Origin of the sequence: uncultured Fenollaria sp. (assembly GCF_934202865.1) — a bacterium.
GTDB lineage: Bacteria > Bacillota > Clostridia > Tissierellales > Peptoniphilaceae > Fenollaria.
This window is the reverse complement of record NZ_CAKPYL010000010.1, coordinates 1-18222: the sequence shown is the minus strand read 5'-3', so window position 1 is coordinate 18222 and position 18222 is coordinate 1. Positions and strand designations below refer to the sequence as shown.

The following is an 18222-nucleotide window of genomic DNA, read 5'->3' as shown; positions in this document are numbered from 1 at the left end:
AAAGGATTTTATATATAATGTATTACAATTATGAATGGATAAATGATAATATTTGTGTTCATGATTCTCACTACATGAATTTTGAAACAATTAAAGCGAAAAGATTGTTCCTAATAGTTCATCACACTAAAGATGAAAGACTGGTAAATGAAGCAGCACAAAAAATTATCAGTGCTAATTATGATTACATAAGCATTTTTGGCGAGATGGCTCCTATTTGGAAAAAAGCCATAGAAAAGTTTAATGATAATAAAAAAGATATTGAGATTGAGATTACTAAGACTGAGCTTATGCAAATGAGTTATGACATAGCTATGTATTCAAAATTATATTCTGATGAAAAAGTTTTCTTGGTCTCAGACGATGAATTTTTTACAGAAATAGCAGAGGACATCTTAAAAATAATTGCAGGAACAGCTGCATTTACAGTAGAAGATTGGATAAAGTTTAAAAAAGGATACGAATTTAATTACAATGGAAGAGACTCTATAGTAGTTATAAAAAAAGATGGTATTTATCTTGGATATTTAAGTGATTTAAGAAAATTTAAATCGCTCTATGATTTATACAAGATAGATAATGCGATATTTGGCGGAAAATCGTTTATAGCGGTTTGGAAAGAAATTAATAATAATATTAACGAATAATCAAAAACAATCCCCGATACAATTTATATCGGGGATTTCTTATGCTATTCTAAATTCAATTATCTAAAAATTGTCATAGTAAATTTTGTCTTCTGGCACGCCCACGTCCTTAAGTGCTGCCGTTAATGACTCTATCATCCTAGGCGAGCCGCATAGGTAGGCGGAGCTGTTTTTGCCAGTCTCTTGGCAGTACTTTCTGATTGCGTCGTCCGCGTGTCCTGTGTCGCCCTCCCAATTCATTTCGGGCGTTGTTCTTGATAGGACTGGTATAAATTTGAAGTCATATAAAGTTTCTTCGAAGTCCTTTAGCTCATCAAGTAAGAATAAGTCATCTGGCGTTCTCGCACCGAAATAAAATCTTGCCTTTCTCTTGATGTCGTGGTCCTTCATGTGATTTAAGATCGAACGTATCGGAGCAAAACCAGTTCCTGCCGCTCCTAGTATTATCTCGCTATCATCATCATGATAATAGAAGTCGCCGTATGGTCCGTTGATAGTGACCTTGTCGCCTTCCTTCAAAATCTTGTGGCAGTAGGTAGTACATATACCCTTAGTAAAGCCGATCAATAGCTCGATGTGCTTTGTATCGTTGATGCTCGAGGCGATGGAGTAGGCTCTGAAAACTTCTTCGTCTGAAGCTTCGTAGTCATCGCCCTTTGGATACGCCTCAGCTTTTAGCTGAACGTATTGACCCGGCTTGAAGCTGATAGTCTCGCCCTCAGGCAGTTCAAATTTAAATTTCGTAATTCTATCTGTCAATGGAAGCTTCTCAACTAAAGTAGTTTCGTACTCTTTAACGTTGAATAGCTCTTCAGGTATCTCGATAGAAATATCATTCTTAACCTTGATTTGGCAAGATAGTCTCACGTTAGTCTTAAGCTCCTCTTCAGTGAGTTGCGGTTTTTCAGTCGCAAGCACAGGTCCTGCGCCGCTTAAAACCTTGACTTTGCAGTAGCCGCATGAGCCCTTGCCGCCGCAAGCCGATGGTATGAAGACCTTTTGATTTCTAAGAGTTGATAGTAAGCTATCGCCCCCATCAACAATATATTCTTTTTCATTGTTTATAGTCATTTTCACTTGGCCATAGTCCGCGATGTATTTGTCCGCTATTGATAATAGCAAGGCAAATATCCCGCATAGACCAGCTACGACTAAAGTAGTAATAATTATTTGTACCATATCCGTCACCTACGATATTTGCACTATGCCTGAGAAGCCGATGAAGGCCATCGCCATAATCCCAGTGATAATCAGTGTGATAGGGAAGCCTCTAAGACCTTCAGGTATAGAATTTTCCTTGATCTTCGATCTAATTCCGGCCATTGACACGATGGCAAGCATCCAGCCAAGACCACTGCCTATAGCGAAGCCCACAGTTTGTAGGAAATTGTATTCTCTGATAACCATGAATAAGCTCACGCCTAGTATCGCGCAGTTAACAGTGATTAGCGGAAGAAATATGCCAAGAGCGTAATAAAGGTTTGGCACGTACTTTTCCAAAATCATTTCCAAAACTTGAACGAAGGCTGCTATGGATATGATAAATATTATATATCTTAGATATTCTATGTTAAACATCACCACGAGCTTGTATAAAAAGTAGTTGATAACCGTTGTTATCGTTAGCACGAATGTTACCGCGATGCCTAGACCCGTTGCAGTCTCTATCTTCTTGCTGACAGCAATGAAAGAGCACATGCCTAGGAAGTTTGAGAATATCATGTTCGATGTAAAAATCGATGCGAAAAATATTACTAAAGGATGTATACTCATTACTTAGCATCTCCTTTCTTTTTTAAACGATTGTTTGCGATCCACATAAGTATTGGAAGTATGAAGAATGCCGCAGGTGGCATAACCATCATAGTCCAAGGCACGAAGCCCTCAGGCATAACTCTAAAGCCAAAGATGCTTCCAAAGCCCAACAGCTCTCTGATTATGGCAATCGCGACAAGTACGCAAGTGTAGCCAAGTCCAGATGCCACGCCATCTACAAAGCTTGAGATAGGATCGTTGCTGATGGCAAAAGCTTCAGCGCGTCCCATAATTATACAGTTAGTTATGATTAAGCCGACATATGGCCCTAAAGTTTTGCTCATCTCAGGCATATAAGCCTTTAAGAATATATCAACGATGATAACGAAGAAGGAGATGATAAAGACTTGAACCATCATACGTATATGCTTAGGTGTTACCTTTCTTAGTAGACTTATCAAAAATGATGAACAGCCAGTAACAAAGGCAAGAGCAAGACCCATAACGAGTGAGTTCATACAAAGGTTAGTAACAGCAAGAGTCGAGCATATACCGATGACTTGAACCAAAACCGGATTGTCATCAACTACGCCGTTCTTAAGTAGTTTAGTGTATTTATTAGACATATTACTTAACCCCCTTCTTTATAAATTCGTCAAGGTCCTCGTTGATCATGTTCACAACGAAAGTCGATGTTTGAGTCGCACCGCTGATCGCGTCGATGTTGCCGCCACTTGCAGGTCTGTTGATAACGATGTTTTTGTCAGTGTAATTACTTATGTCAAGGCCGCGGAACTGATTCTTGTAAGCATCCTCAGTAATACGTCCGCCAAGACCAGGCGTTTCGTCTTGCTTGATAAACTCAAGACCAGTCGTCTTAGTCAAATCCTCACTAACACCGATGTAGCCGCTAATCGAGCCCCATAGACCTGGTCCGTTTATAGGAACCGCATAGGCAACGACCTCGTCACCACTCTTATAAATATATAAATTCTTTCCATTATAATCTTCACTCACTACATTGTCCTTAAAAACCTTGTCAATGGCAGTTGCATCAGCGTCCGCAGGAAGTATGTCAAAAACATTTAAGATCTTCTTCTTAAGCTCAATATCTTGATTAAACTCAACCACAGGAGTCGTTACCTCATTTAGAAAAGCTAGAGCAAGGGTCAATAGCAGTGCTAGAGCGAACATAAAAACTACAGGATAAACAATAGATTTCTTTTTCTTAGCCATTCGCACGCGCCTCCTTCTTTCTAGCCTTCGCCGCATTGATGGCGTAGTCGATGATAGGAGCAAAAGTGTTGCCAATCAAAATCGCAAACATAACCCCGCCAGCGAATAAAGCAAAGCCTCTGATGATAACAGTTACAACGCCGATGATCACACCATAAATCCATTTGCCAAGAGTAGTCTTAGCAGCAGATATCGGGTCAGTCGCCATAAAGACAGTACCAAATAAGAAACCGCCCATCAAGATGCCGCTGATTGGGTCAGGCACAGTAGTTACGCCCATAGCACGAAGAATTAAACTAAGAGCCACGAAGCCCAAAGTGCTTCCAGCCATGATTTCCCAGCTAGCCACCTTCTTTACAATTAGGTAAATAGCCGCGATGATGATGAGTACCTTAGAAGTTTCACCGATAACACCAGGTATATTACCTAAAAGCATTGCATTTACTGATTCAAGAGAGCCGTCAAGCTTAAACATCGTCATAGGAGTTGCCTCAGTTAATGAGTCAAGACCCCTAGTTAAGAAAGTTCCAAAGCCACCAGGTAAGCCATTTGCAGCCTCATTCCAGTAAATAGTCATGAATTGCGGGAAATTAACATAGATAAATACACGGCCAACCAAAGCAGGATTGAAAACATTCTTGCCGAAGCCGCCAAAAACCATTTTCCCAAAGAAAATTCCAAAAGCCATACCCACAGCCGAAATCCAAAACGGGATCGATGCAGGCAGCGTCATAGTGTAGAGACAGGCAGTAACGAAAGCCGCCTCAGAGACCTTTTCGAGCTTAAAAATCTTCTTGTTCGATAAGTACTCAACAAATAGAGCGACGAGCACGTTAGTGATTAAGAGAGCCAAAACCCTTAGACCGTAGAAATACGTTGCCACCAAGGCGATAGGGATCAGTGAGTAAATCACAGAATGCATCATCTTTTGCTTCATAAAGTACTTCTTGTAAAACTCTTTCAATGCGCTCACTCCTTTATAGATAAATTTCTTTTATATATAAATTATATACTAAAATAGAAAAATAAACAAGAGAGGGGGGATATGTGATATAATTAAATTGATAATTATGGGAGGAATGACAATGAAAATTAAAAATCTTTTATATAAAATTATTATAGCAATATTTTTAACAATAGCTTTTAGCAACGGCACATACGCAGCTAGCGATATAAGCCTAAATCAAAAGGAAATAGATGCGATTGTATCTGAGCTTGAAAAAGCGCCTAAACCAGTCCTTGGCTATCACTTTGAATACGCTTCGCATAATATATCCTTCGACAAAACAAAAGATCAATACGCCATCGTTTATATTTCAAATGATGGTGCAAGTGGCTTTGTCGGCGTGATAGATACTAAAGAAAGAAGCGCCCTTATACCATTTAAGTATAAAGACATATACTTTTTACCAGAGAATAAATTATTATTGGCAGAAAAAGATAAAAATGATACAGATCAAAAGTATTTTATCTCAGATATGAAAGGCGACTTAACGCCAGCACATTTCGATGGCGTGGTAAGCGGAGTAGATGAGGCTGGATACATTACCCTTTCTAGATACTTAAAAGTAAATGCAAAAAACGAGCAAAATGTATTAAACAAAAAAAGCGAGTCACTTAAAGAAACACTTGTTCCTAAACTAGCCTTACTTGACGATAAGCAAAATATGGTCCTAGACTTTATTATAGATGAAGTTTGGCCAGCAGGCATAGTTTTTGAAGACGACTACGCCATAGTTAAAAGCAAGGCAAGTGAATGGTACGCAGGCTCTCAGTCAACTACAAACAATGCCAAAAGCGGCGTAATCGATAGAAGCGGAAGAGTGCTTATACCATTTGAGTATGATAGGATAGAATATCTTGGCAAAGGCAAATTCGAAGCATACAAAAACAATAAAAAATATAGCATTGATTTGAACAATAGCAAAGAGCAAAAAGCTTGGCAAAAGCCATCAGCTTGGGCAGAAAAAGAGATTACGAGAGCCATAGATGAAGGACTAGTTCCTCCAATACTTCAAAATAATTATAGGGACGATATAACAAGAGGCGAGTTTTGCAGCATCGCCGTAAATCTATATGAAAGCATGACAAAAAAGGAAATTTCAGGCGGAGTTAAATTTGACGATAACGTTTTGCTAGCCGTCGAAAAATTAGCCTACGAAGGCATAGTCCATGGTCTTGGCAATAATAAATTCAATCCAAATGGTAAAATAAAAAGAGAAGAAGCCGCAGGGATCTTGTCAAAGCTAAGCGAAAAGCTTGGCATGAATTTAGCTTCAGGCGATATTAGCTTTACAGATAGCCAAAGCATCTCCGCTTGGGCAATAGATGACGTCAAAAAAGTTTATACAGCAGGAATTATGCAAGGAGTAAGCGAGAGAAGATTTGCGCCAAAAAGCCATTACACAAAAGAGCAAGCAATAGCGACATTGATAAGGATAAAAGATAAATAGGATGATAGATGTCAAGAGGTAAAAGTACTTGGCATCTATTTTTATGGGCTAAAGAGTGTATTATGTGATATAATATAGTAAAGATTTATTGGGAGGCAAATGCAAATGAAGGAAAATATTTTAGATAGAGTAGCTAATTTGCTCAAATCAAATAGTAATTATGTTACAGATGAAGGAGAGCTATTAAAAGCAAAAGTTTATTCAGATATAATGACTATGAACGAAAATCTATTAAAGTTATTATTATCAGATGAAGATATAAAGAAAACATTTTTTACAAATATTAATGATACCTTAGTTTTTGATAAACAAAAATTTGCTTGGCTAATAGATTCAAAAGAGTTTTTACCAGATTCATACACAGCTTATACAAACAAGATAGGTTTAACAAGTAATAATGATTTTATTGCTAATAAAAACGATGTTGTTTTAGACTTCCCATACAAAGACTGCGTTCTTGAAGGCGGACAAACAAAAGATGATCAAAACAGAAAAGAAATTTTTTATAACGAAACACTTGCTCAAGATGAAATAAGACGTATGCTTGATCCAAAAGTATTTACAAATGCAAAAAGATATACAAAAGATGGCGTTGAAGAAGGAATTACTTTTAATGAAGATGATAATTTAATAATTAAAGGCAATAACTTGATCGCACTTGCAAGTTTGTTAAAAAGATATGAGGGACAAGTTAAGTGCATCTATATAGATCCACCATACAACACAGGAAGCGATAGCTTTAATTACAATGATAATTTTAATCATTCGTCATGGTTAACGTTTATGAAAAATAGATTAGAATTAGCAAAGAAATTATTAAGAAATGATGGATCTTTATTTATTCAAATAGATTCATTTGAACAAGCTTATTTAAAAGTTTTATTGGATGAAATTTTTGGACGAGAAAACTTCAGAAATGCTATTACTTGGAAAAGACGTGGAGGGAGCGCTAATCCATCTAATCAGCTTAATAATGTGGTTGAATGGATTTTATGGTACTCTAAAGACATAGCAAGTATGTATTATATGCCAGTGTTCTCACTTGATGATGAGAAAACACAAAAATATATTAAAGAGAGATTTGTTTTTAAAGATGAAAACGGACGTATCTTTATGAAGTCACCTATACAAAGCCCGAACTATCGAGAAAATTTAATTTATGATTATAAAGGATATAAGACACCCGCAAAGGGCTATTCTATATCTAGAGAGGTTATGGAGCAGTGGGACAGGGAAGGAAGGCTGGCTTTTCCAGATTCAAAAGATAAAAATATAAATAGAAAAATTTATTTGGATGAATATAAAGGACAGCCTATCAATAGTTTATGGACTGATATTTTTGTAATAAATCCAATGTCAATTGAGCGTATTAATTTTGGATCTGGACAAAAGCCTGAAGCTTTAATTCAAAGAATATTATCTATGGTTACAAATACTAATGATATTATTTTAGATTTTAACCTTGGATCAGGAACAACAGCGGCTGTTGCTCACAAAATGGGTCGCCGCTATATTGGCGTAGAACAAATGGATTATATTGAAGATATTACTATAGAACGTTTAAAAAAGGTTATAGATGGCGAGCAAGGCGGTATATCAAAGTCAGTTAATTGGCAAGGTGGAGGCTCCTTTGTTTATTGCGAACTAAAAGAAAATGCTCAAGAGCTTATTGATTCAATACAAGCTTGTGATGAGGCAAATATAAAAGAGATTAAAGAAAAAATATACAATGACGACAGAATCATACCATATTTAACAAAAAATGAATTGATAGAAACAGATAAAGAATTTGAAGAACTAAGCTTGGAAGATAAAAAGAAGGCATTAATTACTTTAGTCGACAAAAACAAGCTTTATGTAAACTACTCTGACATAGATAATGAAGATTATGAAATAAGTGAAGAAGAAAGAAAATTTAGCAAGTCATTTTATGAGGTGAAATGATGAAAGATAAATTTTTATATGAAGCACTAGAAGCTATAAATGGCAAAAATGGGGTTAATGCTTTAAACGATATTCCAGAATTTGTGAAAAAATCATTATCTAAGAATATTGTTTTAAGAGAATATCAAGAAGAAGCTTTTAAATATTTTATAACATATTATGAAAAGCCAGAGCTTTCTAAGAACAAGCAAATTCATACTCTTTTTCACATGGCAACTGGTTCTGGCAAAACTGTCATCATGGCAGGACTAATTTTATACCTTTACACTAAAGGATATAGGAACTTTTTGTTTTTCGTTAATCAAAAAAATATACTAGAAAAGACTAAAGAGAACTTTTTAAATTCTTTATCTAATAAATATCTTTTTGCTGACAATATAGAATATTTAGGAGAAAAAATAAAAATAAATCAAGTTGATAACTTTTTAGGCTTGAATCAAAACTCTAGCGATATAAACATTTGCTTTACTACGACTCAAAAGCTACATTTTGATTTATTTATGCCAAAAGAAAATTCTATAACATATGAAGATTTTGAAAATCAAAAAATTGTGTTCATATCAGACGAGTCGCATCACGTAAATACTTATACGAAAAAGATGACAAATAATGAAGAAAAAGATAAAAATTCTTGGGAATACTCTGTTATGAACGCTTTTTCAAGAAACAAAGATCATATATTGCTTGAATTTACTGCAACAGCTGATTTACAAGATAAAAATGTTAAAGCAAAATACTTGGATAAGATAATTTATAATTATCCATTGCTAGAATTTAGAAAATCAGGTTATACAAAAGACTTTCAAAACTTTGCTACAAATTCAAACTTGTGGGAAAGGGCTTTAATGTCTATAGTTATCAGTGAATATCGTAAGTATTTATTTGCTGATGCTAAGCTAAACATAAAACCAGTGGTGCTTTTTAAATCACAAAAGATAAAGGATTCAGAAAATTTTTATGAAGAGTTTTTTGAAAAGATGAAATCGCTGAATGATAGTGACATTATAAATTTATATAATTCTAACATAAAAGAATTAAATGAAGCTTTAGACTATTTTAAGAAAAAAGACTCTAGCTTTATGCTTTTAATAAATTCTCTTAAAGATAGTTTTACAAAGGATAAAACTATAATCATGAACGGTGAAACAGACAATACAAAAGGAGCACAATTAAAAGTTAACTCTTTAGAGGATAAAGATAATATAATAAGACTGATATTTGCAGTGGATATGCTTAATGAAGGCTGGGACGTATTAAATTTATTTGATATAGTGAGGCTTTATGATACACGTCAGGGTGGAAAAGGTATCTCGACCTACACAATAAGAGAAGCTCAGTTAATTGGTCGTGGAGCAAGGTATTGTCCATTTCAAATTGATGAAGAACAAGAAAAATATAAAAGAAAATATGATGCTGATCTAGATAATCCTAATCGTATTCTTGAAACAATGTATTTTCATTCAAGAGATGACTCAAAATATATATCTGAGTTAAGAAGGGCACTTGTACAAACTGGCATGCAAGACGAAGAGCCGATTAAATTAACTTATGTATTGAAAGATTCATTTAAAGATTCAGACATTTATAAAAAAGGCTTTGTCTTTTCAAACAAGAGGATTCAAAAAGACAGATCTCATGTGCTAGAACTTGAAGAAAGCAAAAAGAATGTAATGCATCTATATACTGTAAGGGACGCTAAGGGCAAAGTAAGCTCATTATTTGACGCAGTGGAAGAAGAAAATTCTAATGAGAAATTAAATAAGACTTATTATAATAAATTTAAAAATATACCTTATAATTTATTATCTGGTGCCGCTGAATCATATAGTGAGTTAAAATTTTCGGTGCTAAAAGAAAAATATCCAAACTTAAAATCAATGAGAGAGTTTTTAACAAGTGATAAGTACTTAGGCAATAATAAAATTGAGATTGATTATACTGGCGAAGAAATAAAAGCAAGAGATATATTTAATGGACTGATTAGAGCATTTAACACTATATCATCATATATACTTAGCTTAAAACCTGAATATGAAGGATCGAGAGAATTTTATCCAAAGAAAATATCTGAAGTTATTAAGAACAAGAGTATATCTATATCGAGTATTGATAAGAATGGCGGCTTAGGAGCTTCACAAAATACAAATCAAAATAAAAAGTATCAATATAATTTATTTGACCAAAATTGGTATGTTTATACGGATAACTACGGAACAAGCGAAGAAAAAATGTTTATAAAATATTTTAACAATGAGATAAAACCAAAGTTAGAAGCAAAAGGCTTAAAATTCTTCTTAGTAAGAAATGAGAGAATACCAGATCTTGCTATATATTCTTTCTCTGATGGAGAAAGATTTGAACCAGACTTTTTATTGTTTATAGAAAGAGAAGGAATAGACAAAAATAATAATTATCAAGTTTATGCAGAACCAAAAGGAGATCAGCTTCTTGAGTATGATGCTTGGAAAGAAAAGTTTATGCTTGAAATAGCTGAAAAACATAAAATAAAAAGTTCTACATTAAAAGCAGTAAATAATTATATGATACTTGGTTTGCCATTTTATAATGATAAAAAGATAAGTAAGTTTGAAGAAGCAGTTAATGAGTTTATAGATAATTTATAGGGAAAGGTTTAATGCGGAGGTAAATAGTGTTTGTAGATATTACTTTTATGAGCAAAGTTGATAAAATAGATAAAAATAAGTTGGTAAAAGATTTTAAGGGAAAAGTAGATTTTAAGGATAATCAGTTAATATGTGACGAATTTATTTTTAACTATGAATTTAAAAAGTCTATAAATGATAGTATTATTAGGCTTAAAGTAAGTACTATAAAAGGAACTAACACTTATGATGAAGCAAAATCCCTTTGCTATCTCAAAGATCAAATTAGGCAAGGAGAACATAGAAAAGATTATAATATTATAATTGACTATGATGGATCCTCTGAATATTATTGTAACAAGCTATCTCCGTTTATTTCACGATTTGAAAGAAAGCTTCGGCAATGTATATATTTAATAACACTTGCTGCCTATGGAAATGAATGGGTACAAAAGACTATATTTGCAAATGTATTGAAAGAGGTAACAGAGAAGGAAAATAACAAAAACAGGCATGTTGAAATGGCATTAGAATGTTTTACTTTTAATAATTATATAGAGTATTTATTTAATACGAGAGAGGAATATAATGCTGTTAAAATTATAGAAGAAGCAAAATTTGAAGTGAATAAAAGTGAAAGCGAAAAAAAAGACGTTTTATCTATACTAAATAAATATAAGGTTATTTCTTTATGGGAAAAGTTATTTGATACTTATGATGATATTGAATTTTTAGAAACTGATATAAAGGATATTAAGAATAAAAGAAATAATGTGTTGCATCATAAAGAGATGTCGGATAGTGATTTTATAGATTATAAAAAAGTTTTTATAAAAAGCAATAAGAAATTAGATTGTGCAATTAGAAGAATAGAAGATGAAAAATATAATGATAACGTTAATGTAGTTGATGTATTATATTCGTTTAATGAGTCTATTAAGTCAATAGTAGGCTTAAGTATCGATTTAATGAAAACTATGGCTCCTGTAATGGAGGAGTTAAGAGAAATTTCAAAGGGAATTGCCTCATGTATACAGGGACAGCAATTTTCGGATAATATTAACTTAGCTCTAAAAAACAGTTTAGCGGATACACCTACAATAGCTTATAAAAACAATTTAAGTAGTGCAATTGAATTTCAAAAAAGTTTAAGTGGTATTATACCAGAAAGCAATTTAAATGAACAATTGAAGCAAGCTGCAACAACATCAATACCAAAGCATTTAATTCAGCCACTTAAATTAGCACATTCAATTCCTAAAATTAGTTATCCAGACAATATAAAAAGTTTATTAGAAGCAATAGAAAATAATCAAATCTTAAACGATAAATTTGATGAAATTGATAAATTAAATGAAAATATTTCTGAGGAAGAAGATAAATAACACACACAAAAAAGGCTATCACTCGATAGCCTTTTCTCTTTATCTCTTATCCCTTAATCCATTCAATCTATTTAACGTCTTCCAACAATATCTTTTCCAATTTTAGTGGTTCTACGTACTCGTCTCCTTTATATGCACGCATGTTGCCGCCTGATATTTCATCTATCAAAGCGACTTTACCATCGACCATACCGAACTCGAATTTTATGTCGTATAGCTCTAGGTCTTTTTTTGCAAGTTCATCTTTTACAAACTCGCCGATGTCTTTAGCAAGGCCTACTAGTTCGTCGTACTCACTTCCTGTCATTATGCCTAGCATCTCTAGTGCGTCTTTTGTAATTAGTGGGTCGTTTCTATCGTCGTCTTTTAGTGTGATTTCAACGTAGGCTGGTAGTTTCATGCCGCTTTCTGCGTATTGGCCGTAGCGTCTGATGAAGGAGCCAACTGCTCTGTATCTCACGATGACTTCTACGCCGTTACCGAATACTTTTGCTTTTCTAACTACTGCTTCGTTTTTTTCTGGATCTGCTGAAACGAAGTGTGTGTTTAGTCCTTTTGCGTTCAATTTTTCATAGAAGAACTTTGTTAGTAGGCATGCGCTGTGTCCTGCGCCTTCCATTGTTAAGCCGACTTGGTTTTGGCCTGGGTCAAACACGCCGTCTTTGCCTGTTACGTCGTCTTTAAATTTTAATAATACTTCTTTGTCGTTTAGTTCGTAAACGTCTTTTGTTTTTCCTTGGTATAACTTTTTCAAAACTATTCCCCCAATCTATTTTTATTATACTCCATTTATTTTTAAATGTAAAGCTATTGCTCTCATTTTCACTATGATTATGGCCTTGCCACTTCGTATATTTTTTATTTTAATTAAATTTACATGCGTTTTACATATTTTTTATACTATGTTAATGGTTTTAGTGTTATAATTATATTATATGTAGTAAAGGAGGTAATTATGGATACTGTTATAGAGGTAAGGGGTCTTGTGAAGAAATACAAGGAGCTCACTGCTGTTGACAATTTGGATTTGGACGTGAAGAAGGGCGAGATTCTTGGCTTGCTTGGACCGAATGGTAGTGGTAAATCGACTACGATAAACTGTATTTTGTCTCTTCTTAAGAAGGATGCGGGCAGTGTAAAGATTTTTGGCGAGGAGATGTCGCCTGATGCTTACGAGATTAAAAGAAGGATTGGTGTTGTTTTTCAAGACGTAGCTGTTTATGATGAGCTAAGTGTTTACGAGAACATCGACTACTTCTGCGGTCTTTACATAAGTGACAAGGCTAAGAGGAAGGAGCTCGTTCAAAGGGCGATTGACCTAGTTAGTCTTAATGATTTTGTTAAATTTAAACCTAAAAAATTATCTGGCGGTCTCCTTAGAAGGCTTAATATTGCTTGTGGCATTGCTCACAGACCTGAGATTATCATTCTTGACGAGCCGACTGTTGCTGTTGACCCTCAATCGAGAAACAATATTTTGGAAGGGATCAAAAAGCTTAACGATGAGGGCTCGACTATCATCTACACATCGCACTACATGGATGAAGTTGACTTTCTATGTGATGATATAGTAATCATTGACAAGGGCAAGGTGATTGCAAAGGGCACGTCTGAAGAGCTTAAGGACATGATCACTATGAATGAAAAGATATCTTTCACTTCGAAGGAGCTTAATGATGATGTCATTACAAAGATCAAGGCTTTTGAGCACTTGCTTAGCTACGAGAACAAGGACGGCTCTGTTAAACTTAGCTTTGCTCATGGCGATGGCTACTTAATGAATTTAATCAAGCTTCTTGATGACAATGGCATTCGCTACAGCTCTTTAAATGTTGAAAAGCCTAGTCTTAACGACGTTTTCTTGGAACTAACTGGCAAGGATTTGAGGGATTAAGATGTTTTTACACTCATTTAAAAATACATTCAGATACCTTCTAAGGCAAAGGGAGATGCTATTTTGGGCATTAATATTTCCAATAGTCCTAGGGATATTCTTTAAGCTTGCCTTTGGCGGCATCACTGAGAAAGAGAAGTTCAAGACCATAGACGTGGCGGTAAATGAAAGTCTTTTGGACGATGAGAATTTTAATAGCTTTATGAAGGAGATGGAGGACGAGGAATATTTCCATGTGACTTATGCGAGTAGCGCTGACATTTTGGACAAGGACGATAGTATCAAGGCCTACATCGATTCTATGGACAAGATTTATACGAAGAAGTCGGGCATATCTGAGACCATAGTTGAGACGATTATGAATGCTTATTCACAAAAGGCTGCGATGATTACTAGGATTATGCAAAAGGATCCGATGACTGATTTAAGCAAAATTTTGGACGTGGATGATCACATCAAGGACGTTTCGAGAAAAAATATGGATCCGGTAAACGCATTTTTCTACACGCTTCTTGGTATGACGACGATATATGGCTACATGTGGGGCATGTATGTTATTTACCAATACGAAGCGAATCTATCGACCAATGCAAAACGTAATGCGGTATCGCCAGTTAAAAAGAGCGTAAGCCTTGGAGCGGCGGTACTTGCTAGTTGGATTATAAATTTTGCGATAACATTGTTTTTCATATTTTACTTGGATAAGGCTCTGGGAGTTAGTTTTGGCGACAGAGTTCTTCCGCTTATTGCGCTAAGTGCACTTTCATCGCTAACAGGCGTTTGTTTTGGAATTTTCCTTGGCGTATCAAATAAGGCAAATATCGATACTAAGATAGGTATGGGTATCGCCATCACCATGATGATGTCGTTTTTGGCAGGTATGATGAAGAGCGACATGAAGGTGATTATCGCTGAGAAGGCGCCTATCATCAACAAGATAAATCCAGTTGCCATCGTGACTGATGCTGTCTACTCGCTATATTACTACGATTCGATGACGAGGTTCATGCAAAACATGATGTATTTAGGCATAATAACTTTAGTATTCATAGTGGCATCACTATTTTTCATGAGAGGTAAAGAATATGAAAGTCTTTAAAAATTATTTCAAAATAGTATGGGCGCACAGGACAGCCATCATCCTATATACAATGATATTTGCAGCTCTTTTAGTATTCTCATCAAGAAGCGAGAAAAAAGAGGTTTATGAAAGCGTTGGCGTAAACATATATGTCAAGGACAAGGCGGGAACTGAGCTTTCAAAGGCGCTTACAGAGTACCTATCAAAGACTGATAGCATTAAAAACATGGATGAGTCTTTGGTCGAGGATAAATTGTTTTACGAAGTCATAAGCGCGGCGCTTGAAATTCCTGAAGATTTCGACGATTCGAGGGAAGTTTTATATAAGGCGGCACCAGGAAATATTTACGCAATGAGTGTTAAAGAGAAGGTAAACACTTATCTAAGCCAAGTTGCTGCATATGAGATGGCTGGCTTTGATAAATCTGATGCGATTAAGTATACGAATGAGGACCTAGAAAAGAAATTTGATGTCGCAATCAAAAATGAAGCGGCAGTTAAAGTTGATAACGGGGCAAGATTTTTCTTTAACTTCTTAAATTATCTGCTTTTATCGCAAATTATACTTGTGGTCTCAATCATTGTCAGAGTTTACAAGAAGAAGACAGTTGCCATGAGAAATCTTGTTTCGCCAGTTTCAAGTAAGAGGATGAATCTAGAAATAATTTTGGGACACATCGCAAATGCTTTATTCGTCTGGTTCTTATACATGCTTTTATATACAGTTCTTTATAAGTATGACTTTTCAAAAACATACATTAACCTAATGATGCTCAATGCCTTTGTCTTTACAATAGTCGTCGTGACTATGGCAGTTATGATATCGAGCATAATTAAGAATGAAAATGCCATCGCAGGCGTGACCAATGTTATTTCGCTCGGCTCGTCATTCTTGTGCGGCGCCTTTGTTCCACAAGAAATATTGGGTGAGACAGCTTTAAAGATAGGAAAAGTCTTCCCAAGCTACTACTTTGTTAAGAATAATGACACTTTGATCACAAATCCAAGCTTTTCTGCGATAAAAACGAATTTACTTATATTAACGGGTTTTGCAATTGCTTTTATACTTATAACAGTATTGTCAAAACCAAAAGTAAATGATAATATAAATTAATTTTGAATTTAATAAAAAATATTTTAGCGTTCACAAATTTTCTTAGTGGACGCTGCTTTTTTATGATATAATTATTTTGTTGGAGATGATTTTGTGAAATTAATTGAAATAGATGAAAGCTATTTATCACAAATAAAGGCTATTTACGAAGAAGCTGGCTGGAGCGCTTATTTAGGCGATGATGAAAAGCTTAGTAGAGCGATAAAAAATTCTTTGCTAACGCTTGGATATATGGATGGTGACGAGCTTGTAGGCTTTGTAAGATGCGTGGGAGACGCTGAACACGTGCTTTTAGTGCAAGACCTGATTGTTAAAAAGGCTTATAGACGCAAGGGCTTAGCGAAAAAGCTAATGAAGGAAGTTTTTGAAAAATATAAAGATGTTCGCTGGATACAAGTTAATACCGATGGTGAAGATGACATTGCTAATGCGTTTTACAAGACCATCGGCATGAAAGAGATAAGTGAAGCGGGCGTAGTGAGTTATTTTAAATAGAGGTGATAAAATGATGATTATAGTAGAAATTTTATACTTTTTAATAATATTTTCAATTAAAATAGGTTCTAGTCCAAACCAAATGTTATTCTTTACAACACCATTGATTGTTTTTAGCATCTTTGGTCTAGCGGAATTTATTATATGGGCAAGTAAAAAATTTGATAAAAATGAAAAGTCAAGCAAAATAAAACTTGTATTTTATCTCACAGCGACCATGTTAATGATAGTTGTAAATGTAACATTAGTCAAAATGAGCTTAAATCCAAGGGTTTAGATGAATGTAAAAAAAACGTGGAGCAGACACATCGTCTGCTCCTTTCGTATGCATAAAACTATTGATACATTGACTTTAGTACTAGTGATAAGCCGCCATCGACAAGTAGGTCAGTACCTGTGATGAAGCTTGCCTTGTCACTTGCCAAGAACTTCACTGCGTTTGCAATGTCACTTGGCTCGCCAGTTCTTTGGGCTGGAGTATTTTCTACCATCTTTTTCATTATATCTGCATTTTCGTTTTGCGCTTCCTTTGCCATCTCTGTCATAATGATGCCTGGGGAAACGGATACGATGCGAAGACCTTTTTTGCCGAACTTCATTGCGTTTGCCTTAACCATCTCAATAACGCCAAGCTTTGCGAAGTTATATGCGTTATCGCTATTGCCATTAACAAGGCTAGCGATTTTTTCTATAGCCCCTTCTTTGTCGGGCTCAATCAGTTCATTGATATAGGCATCACTCACGGGAACGATGTGGCCCATCATTGACGCGATTTGAATTAAAACGCCGCCATTAGCAAGGTGTTCATAAGCTGCATCTGTGATGTGTTTTGCTCCTTTTAAATCGACGTTCAAAACGGCTTCGACATTTGCACCGACGCCTGAAACGCCAGCCGAGTTGACTACAGTCATCAAATCTCCCTTTTCAGTGGCAAATGCTAGTAGATCCATGACGCTGTTCTTGCCTGAAACGTCACAAGTCTTGTACGCGTACTTTGCTTTGCCAGTTTTTTCTAGCTCCTCGCACGCCTTTTTTAGCTTTTCCTCAGTTCTTCCAGTAATGATAACAAGACCATCGTCAAATGCCTTGGCGATTTCATAGCCTATACCACTACCTCCGCCTGTAATTACATGTACTTTCATTATATCATCCCCCTTCATTTATATATACCCAATTTGTGTAATTTCGCGTTAATTTTTGTTAAAATTTCGACTAAGGCTCGCGCGCTCGCTTCCTCCCTCAACGTACTTGTATGTACGATGTCGGTCGGTCGCTCGTTATGCTTCGCCTTATTCATAAATTTTTCCTAAAAATTACTACGACGAAATTATTTAGCAATAGAACATCGCTCAATCATCTCAGTGCGAAGCACCAAGGTTCTCGGACGTTTATGGACGAGGTTCTTCTTTTTCCTGCGTAGCGCAAAGGTTTTTAAGTCCATGCACCAAGAGAACGAGTGTTAGCGATGTTCGATTGGCTATGCATGCCTTATGCCAGAGTTTACAAAGAGACGGAACGAAGTGAACGTCGATTTGCTTAAACTTACGGTAGGACGTATAGTTCTAAGTTCTTCAATTAATATAGTGAAAAAATCTATATTATTTAATGTACAAAT

General features: G+C 35.3%; 17 protein-coding genes. 10 read left to right on the top strand and 7 right to left on the bottom strand.

Annotated features, from left to right (window positions below; all coding sequences use genetic code 11):
• Positions 1 to 17 precede the first annotated feature (17 nt).
• Complete coding sequence (locus Q0E71_RS02195; RefSeq protein WP_294795551.1) at positions 18 to 647, top strand: hypothetical protein; 630 nt, start codon at positions 18 to 20, stop codon at positions 645 to 647.
• Positions 648 to 710: 63 nt separating this feature from the next.
• Here the strand turns inward: Q0E71_RS02195 and Q0E71_RS02190 are convergent, their stop codons facing one another.
• From Q0E71_RS02190 to Q0E71_RS02170, 5 genes are read right to left on the bottom strand one after another with little or no spacing between them, the layout of a single operon-like run.
• Positions 711 to 1826 carry an NADH:ubiquinone reductase (Na(+)-transporting) subunit F gene (locus Q0E71_RS02190; RefSeq protein WP_294795550.1) on the bottom strand — a complete coding sequence of 372 codons (1116 nt, stop codon included), beginning with the start codon at positions 1824 to 1826 and terminating at the stop codon, positions 711 to 713.
• Between the two features lie 9 nt (positions 1827 to 1835).
• Positions 1836 to 2420 carry an NADH:ubiquinone reductase (Na(+)-transporting) subunit E gene (locus tag Q0E71_RS02185; RefSeq protein ID WP_058259538.1) on the bottom strand — a complete coding sequence of 195 codons (585 nt, stop codon included), beginning with the start codon at positions 2418 to 2420 and terminating at the stop codon, positions 1836 to 1838.
• The gene (locus Q0E71_RS02180) at positions 2420 to 3028 is read right to left on the bottom strand and encodes an NADH:ubiquinone reductase (Na(+)-transporting) subunit D (protein WP_294795549.1); all 609 of its coding nucleotides are present in this window, start codon (positions 3026 to 3028) and stop codon (positions 2420 to 2422) included. The genes Q0E71_RS02185 and Q0E71_RS02180 overlap by 1 nt, the downstream gene beginning before the upstream one ends.
• A 1-nt stretch (position 3029) precedes the next feature.
• Positions 3030 to 3638, bottom strand: coding sequence for an FMN-binding protein (locus tag Q0E71_RS02175; protein WP_294795548.1), 609 nt, complete (start codon positions 3636 to 3638; stop codon positions 3030 to 3032).
• Positions 3631 to 4602, bottom strand: a complete 972-nt coding sequence (locus Q0E71_RS02170; protein WP_294795547.1) for an RnfABCDGE type electron transport complex subunit D — start codon at positions 4600 to 4602, stop codon at positions 3631 to 3633. The genes Q0E71_RS02175 and Q0E71_RS02170 overlap by 8 nt, the downstream gene beginning before the upstream one ends.
• A 121-nt stretch (positions 4603 to 4723) precedes the next feature.
• Here Q0E71_RS02170 and Q0E71_RS02165 point away from each other — a divergent pair, with 121 nt between their 5' ends.
• The 4 genes from Q0E71_RS02165 (at position 4724) to Q0E71_RS02150 (ending at position 12023) form a co-directional block, all read left to right on the top strand.
• Complete coding sequence (locus tag Q0E71_RS02165) at positions 4724 to 6091, top strand: S-layer homology domain-containing protein (RefSeq protein WP_294795546.1); 1368 nt, start codon at positions 4724 to 4726, stop codon at positions 6089 to 6091.
• A gap of 105 nt (positions 6092 to 6196) precedes the next feature.
• The gene (locus Q0E71_RS02160) at positions 6197 to 8035 is read left to right on the top strand and encodes a site-specific DNA-methyltransferase (RefSeq protein ID WP_294795545.1); all 1839 of its coding nucleotides are present in this window, start codon (positions 6197 to 6199) and stop codon (positions 8033 to 8035) included.
• Positions 8035 to 10659 carry a DEAD/DEAH box helicase family protein gene (locus Q0E71_RS02155; RefSeq protein WP_294795544.1) on the top strand — a complete coding sequence of 875 codons (2625 nt, stop codon included), beginning with the start codon at positions 8035 to 8037 and terminating at the stop codon, positions 10657 to 10659. Before Q0E71_RS02160 ends, Q0E71_RS02155 begins: the two co-directional genes overlap by 1 nt.
• Positions 10660 to 10685: 26 nt before the next feature.
• A complete protein-coding gene (locus Q0E71_RS02150; protein WP_294795543.1) occupies positions 10686 to 12023 on the top strand; it encodes a hypothetical protein in 1338 nt (445 codons plus the stop codon).
• Between the two features lie 67 nt (positions 12024 to 12090).
• On the opposite strand, the gene Q0E71_RS02145 is transcribed toward Q0E71_RS02150, so the two are convergent.
• Complete coding sequence (locus tag Q0E71_RS02145) at positions 12091 to 12777, bottom strand: phosphoribosylaminoimidazolesuccinocarboxamide synthase (protein ID WP_294795542.1); 687 nt, start codon at positions 12775 to 12777, stop codon at positions 12091 to 12093.
• A 201-nt stretch (positions 12778 to 12978) separates the two neighbouring features.
• Between Q0E71_RS02145 and Q0E71_RS02140 the strand changes: the two genes are divergently transcribed.
• The 5 genes from Q0E71_RS02140 (at position 12979) to Q0E71_RS02120 (ending at position 16884) form a co-directional block, all read left to right on the top strand.
• Positions 12979 to 13917: an ABC transporter ATP-binding protein gene (locus tag Q0E71_RS02140; protein ID WP_294795541.1), complete on the top strand. Its 939-nt coding sequence runs from the start codon at positions 12979 to 12981 to the stop codon at positions 13915 to 13917.
• 1 nt (position 13918) lies between these two features.
• Complete coding sequence (locus Q0E71_RS02135) at positions 13919 to 15016, top strand: ABC transporter permease (RefSeq protein ID WP_294795540.1); 1098 nt, start codon at positions 13919 to 13921, stop codon at positions 15014 to 15016.
• Positions 15003 to 16112, top strand: coding sequence for an ABC transporter permease (locus Q0E71_RS02130; protein WP_294795539.1), 1110 nt, complete (start codon positions 15003 to 15005; stop codon positions 16110 to 16112). Before Q0E71_RS02135 ends, Q0E71_RS02130 begins: the two co-directional genes overlap by 14 nt.
• A 93-nt stretch (positions 16113 to 16205) precedes the next feature.
• Entirely contained in the window at positions 16206 to 16607 is a 402-nt protein-coding gene (locus tag Q0E71_RS02125; RefSeq protein ID WP_294795537.1) for a GNAT family N-acetyltransferase, read from the top strand.
• A gap of 13 nt (positions 16608 to 16620) precedes the next feature.
• Complete coding sequence (locus Q0E71_RS02120) at positions 16621 to 16884, top strand: hypothetical protein (RefSeq protein ID WP_294795535.1); 264 nt, start codon at positions 16621 to 16623, stop codon at positions 16882 to 16884.
• Between the two features lie 58 nt (positions 16885 to 16942).
• Here Q0E71_RS02120 and Q0E71_RS02115 read toward each other — a convergent pair whose 3' ends face one another.
• A complete protein-coding gene (locus Q0E71_RS02115) occupies positions 16943 to 17749 on the bottom strand; it encodes an SDR family NAD(P)-dependent oxidoreductase (protein ID WP_294795533.1) in 807 nt (268 codons plus the stop codon).
• Positions 17750 to 18222 lie beyond the last annotated feature (473 nt).

Excerpts from the sequence above, each read along its gene's own strand:
- Q0E71_RS02155 (WP_294795544.1), top strand. The coding sequence starts at position 8,035 with ATGAAAGATAAATTTTTATATGAAGCACTAGAAGCTATAAATGGCAAA.
- Q0E71_RS02180 (WP_294795549.1), bottom strand. The coding sequence starts at position 3,028 with ATGTCTAATAAATACACTAAACTACTTAAGAACGGCGTAGTTGATGAC.
- Q0E71_RS02115 (WP_294795533.1), bottom strand. The coding sequence starts at position 17,749 with ATGAAAGTACATGTAATTACAGGCGGAGGTAGTGGTATAGGCTATGAA.
- Q0E71_RS02120 (WP_294795535.1), top strand. The coding sequence starts at position 16,621 with ATGATTATAGTAGAAATTTTATACTTTTTAATAATATTTTCAATTAAA.
- Q0E71_RS02165 (WP_294795546.1), top strand. The coding sequence starts at position 4,724 with ATGAAAATTAAAAATCTTTTATATAAAATTATTATAGCAATATTTTTA.
- Q0E71_RS02160 (WP_294795545.1), top strand. The coding sequence starts at position 6,197 with ATGAAGGAAAATATTTTAGATAGAGTAGCTAATTTGCTCAAATCAAAT.
- Q0E71_RS02130 (WP_294795539.1), top strand. The coding sequence starts at position 15,003 with ATGAAAGTCTTTAAAAATTATTTCAAAATAGTATGGGCGCACAGGACA.
- Q0E71_RS02175 (WP_294795548.1), bottom strand. The coding sequence starts at position 3,638 with ATGGCTAAGAAAAAGAAATCTATTGTTTATCCTGTAGTTTTTATGTTC.
- Q0E71_RS02190 (WP_294795550.1), bottom strand. The coding sequence starts at position 1,826 with ATGGTACAAATAATTATTACTACTTTAGTCGTAGCTGGTCTATGCGGG.
- Q0E71_RS02140 (WP_294795541.1), top strand. The coding sequence starts at position 12,979 with ATGGATACTGTTATAGAGGTAAGGGGTCTTGTGAAGAAATACAAGGAG.
- Q0E71_RS02185 (WP_058259538.1), bottom strand. The coding sequence starts at position 2,420 with ATGAGTATACATCCTTTAGTAATATTTTTCGCATCGATTTTTACATCG.
- Q0E71_RS02135 (WP_294795540.1), top strand. The coding sequence starts at position 13,919 with ATGTTTTTACACTCATTTAAAAATACATTCAGATACCTTCTAAGGCAA.
- Q0E71_RS02195 (WP_294795551.1), top strand. The coding sequence starts at position 18 with ATGTATTACAATTATGAATGGATAAATGATAATATTTGTGTTCATGAT.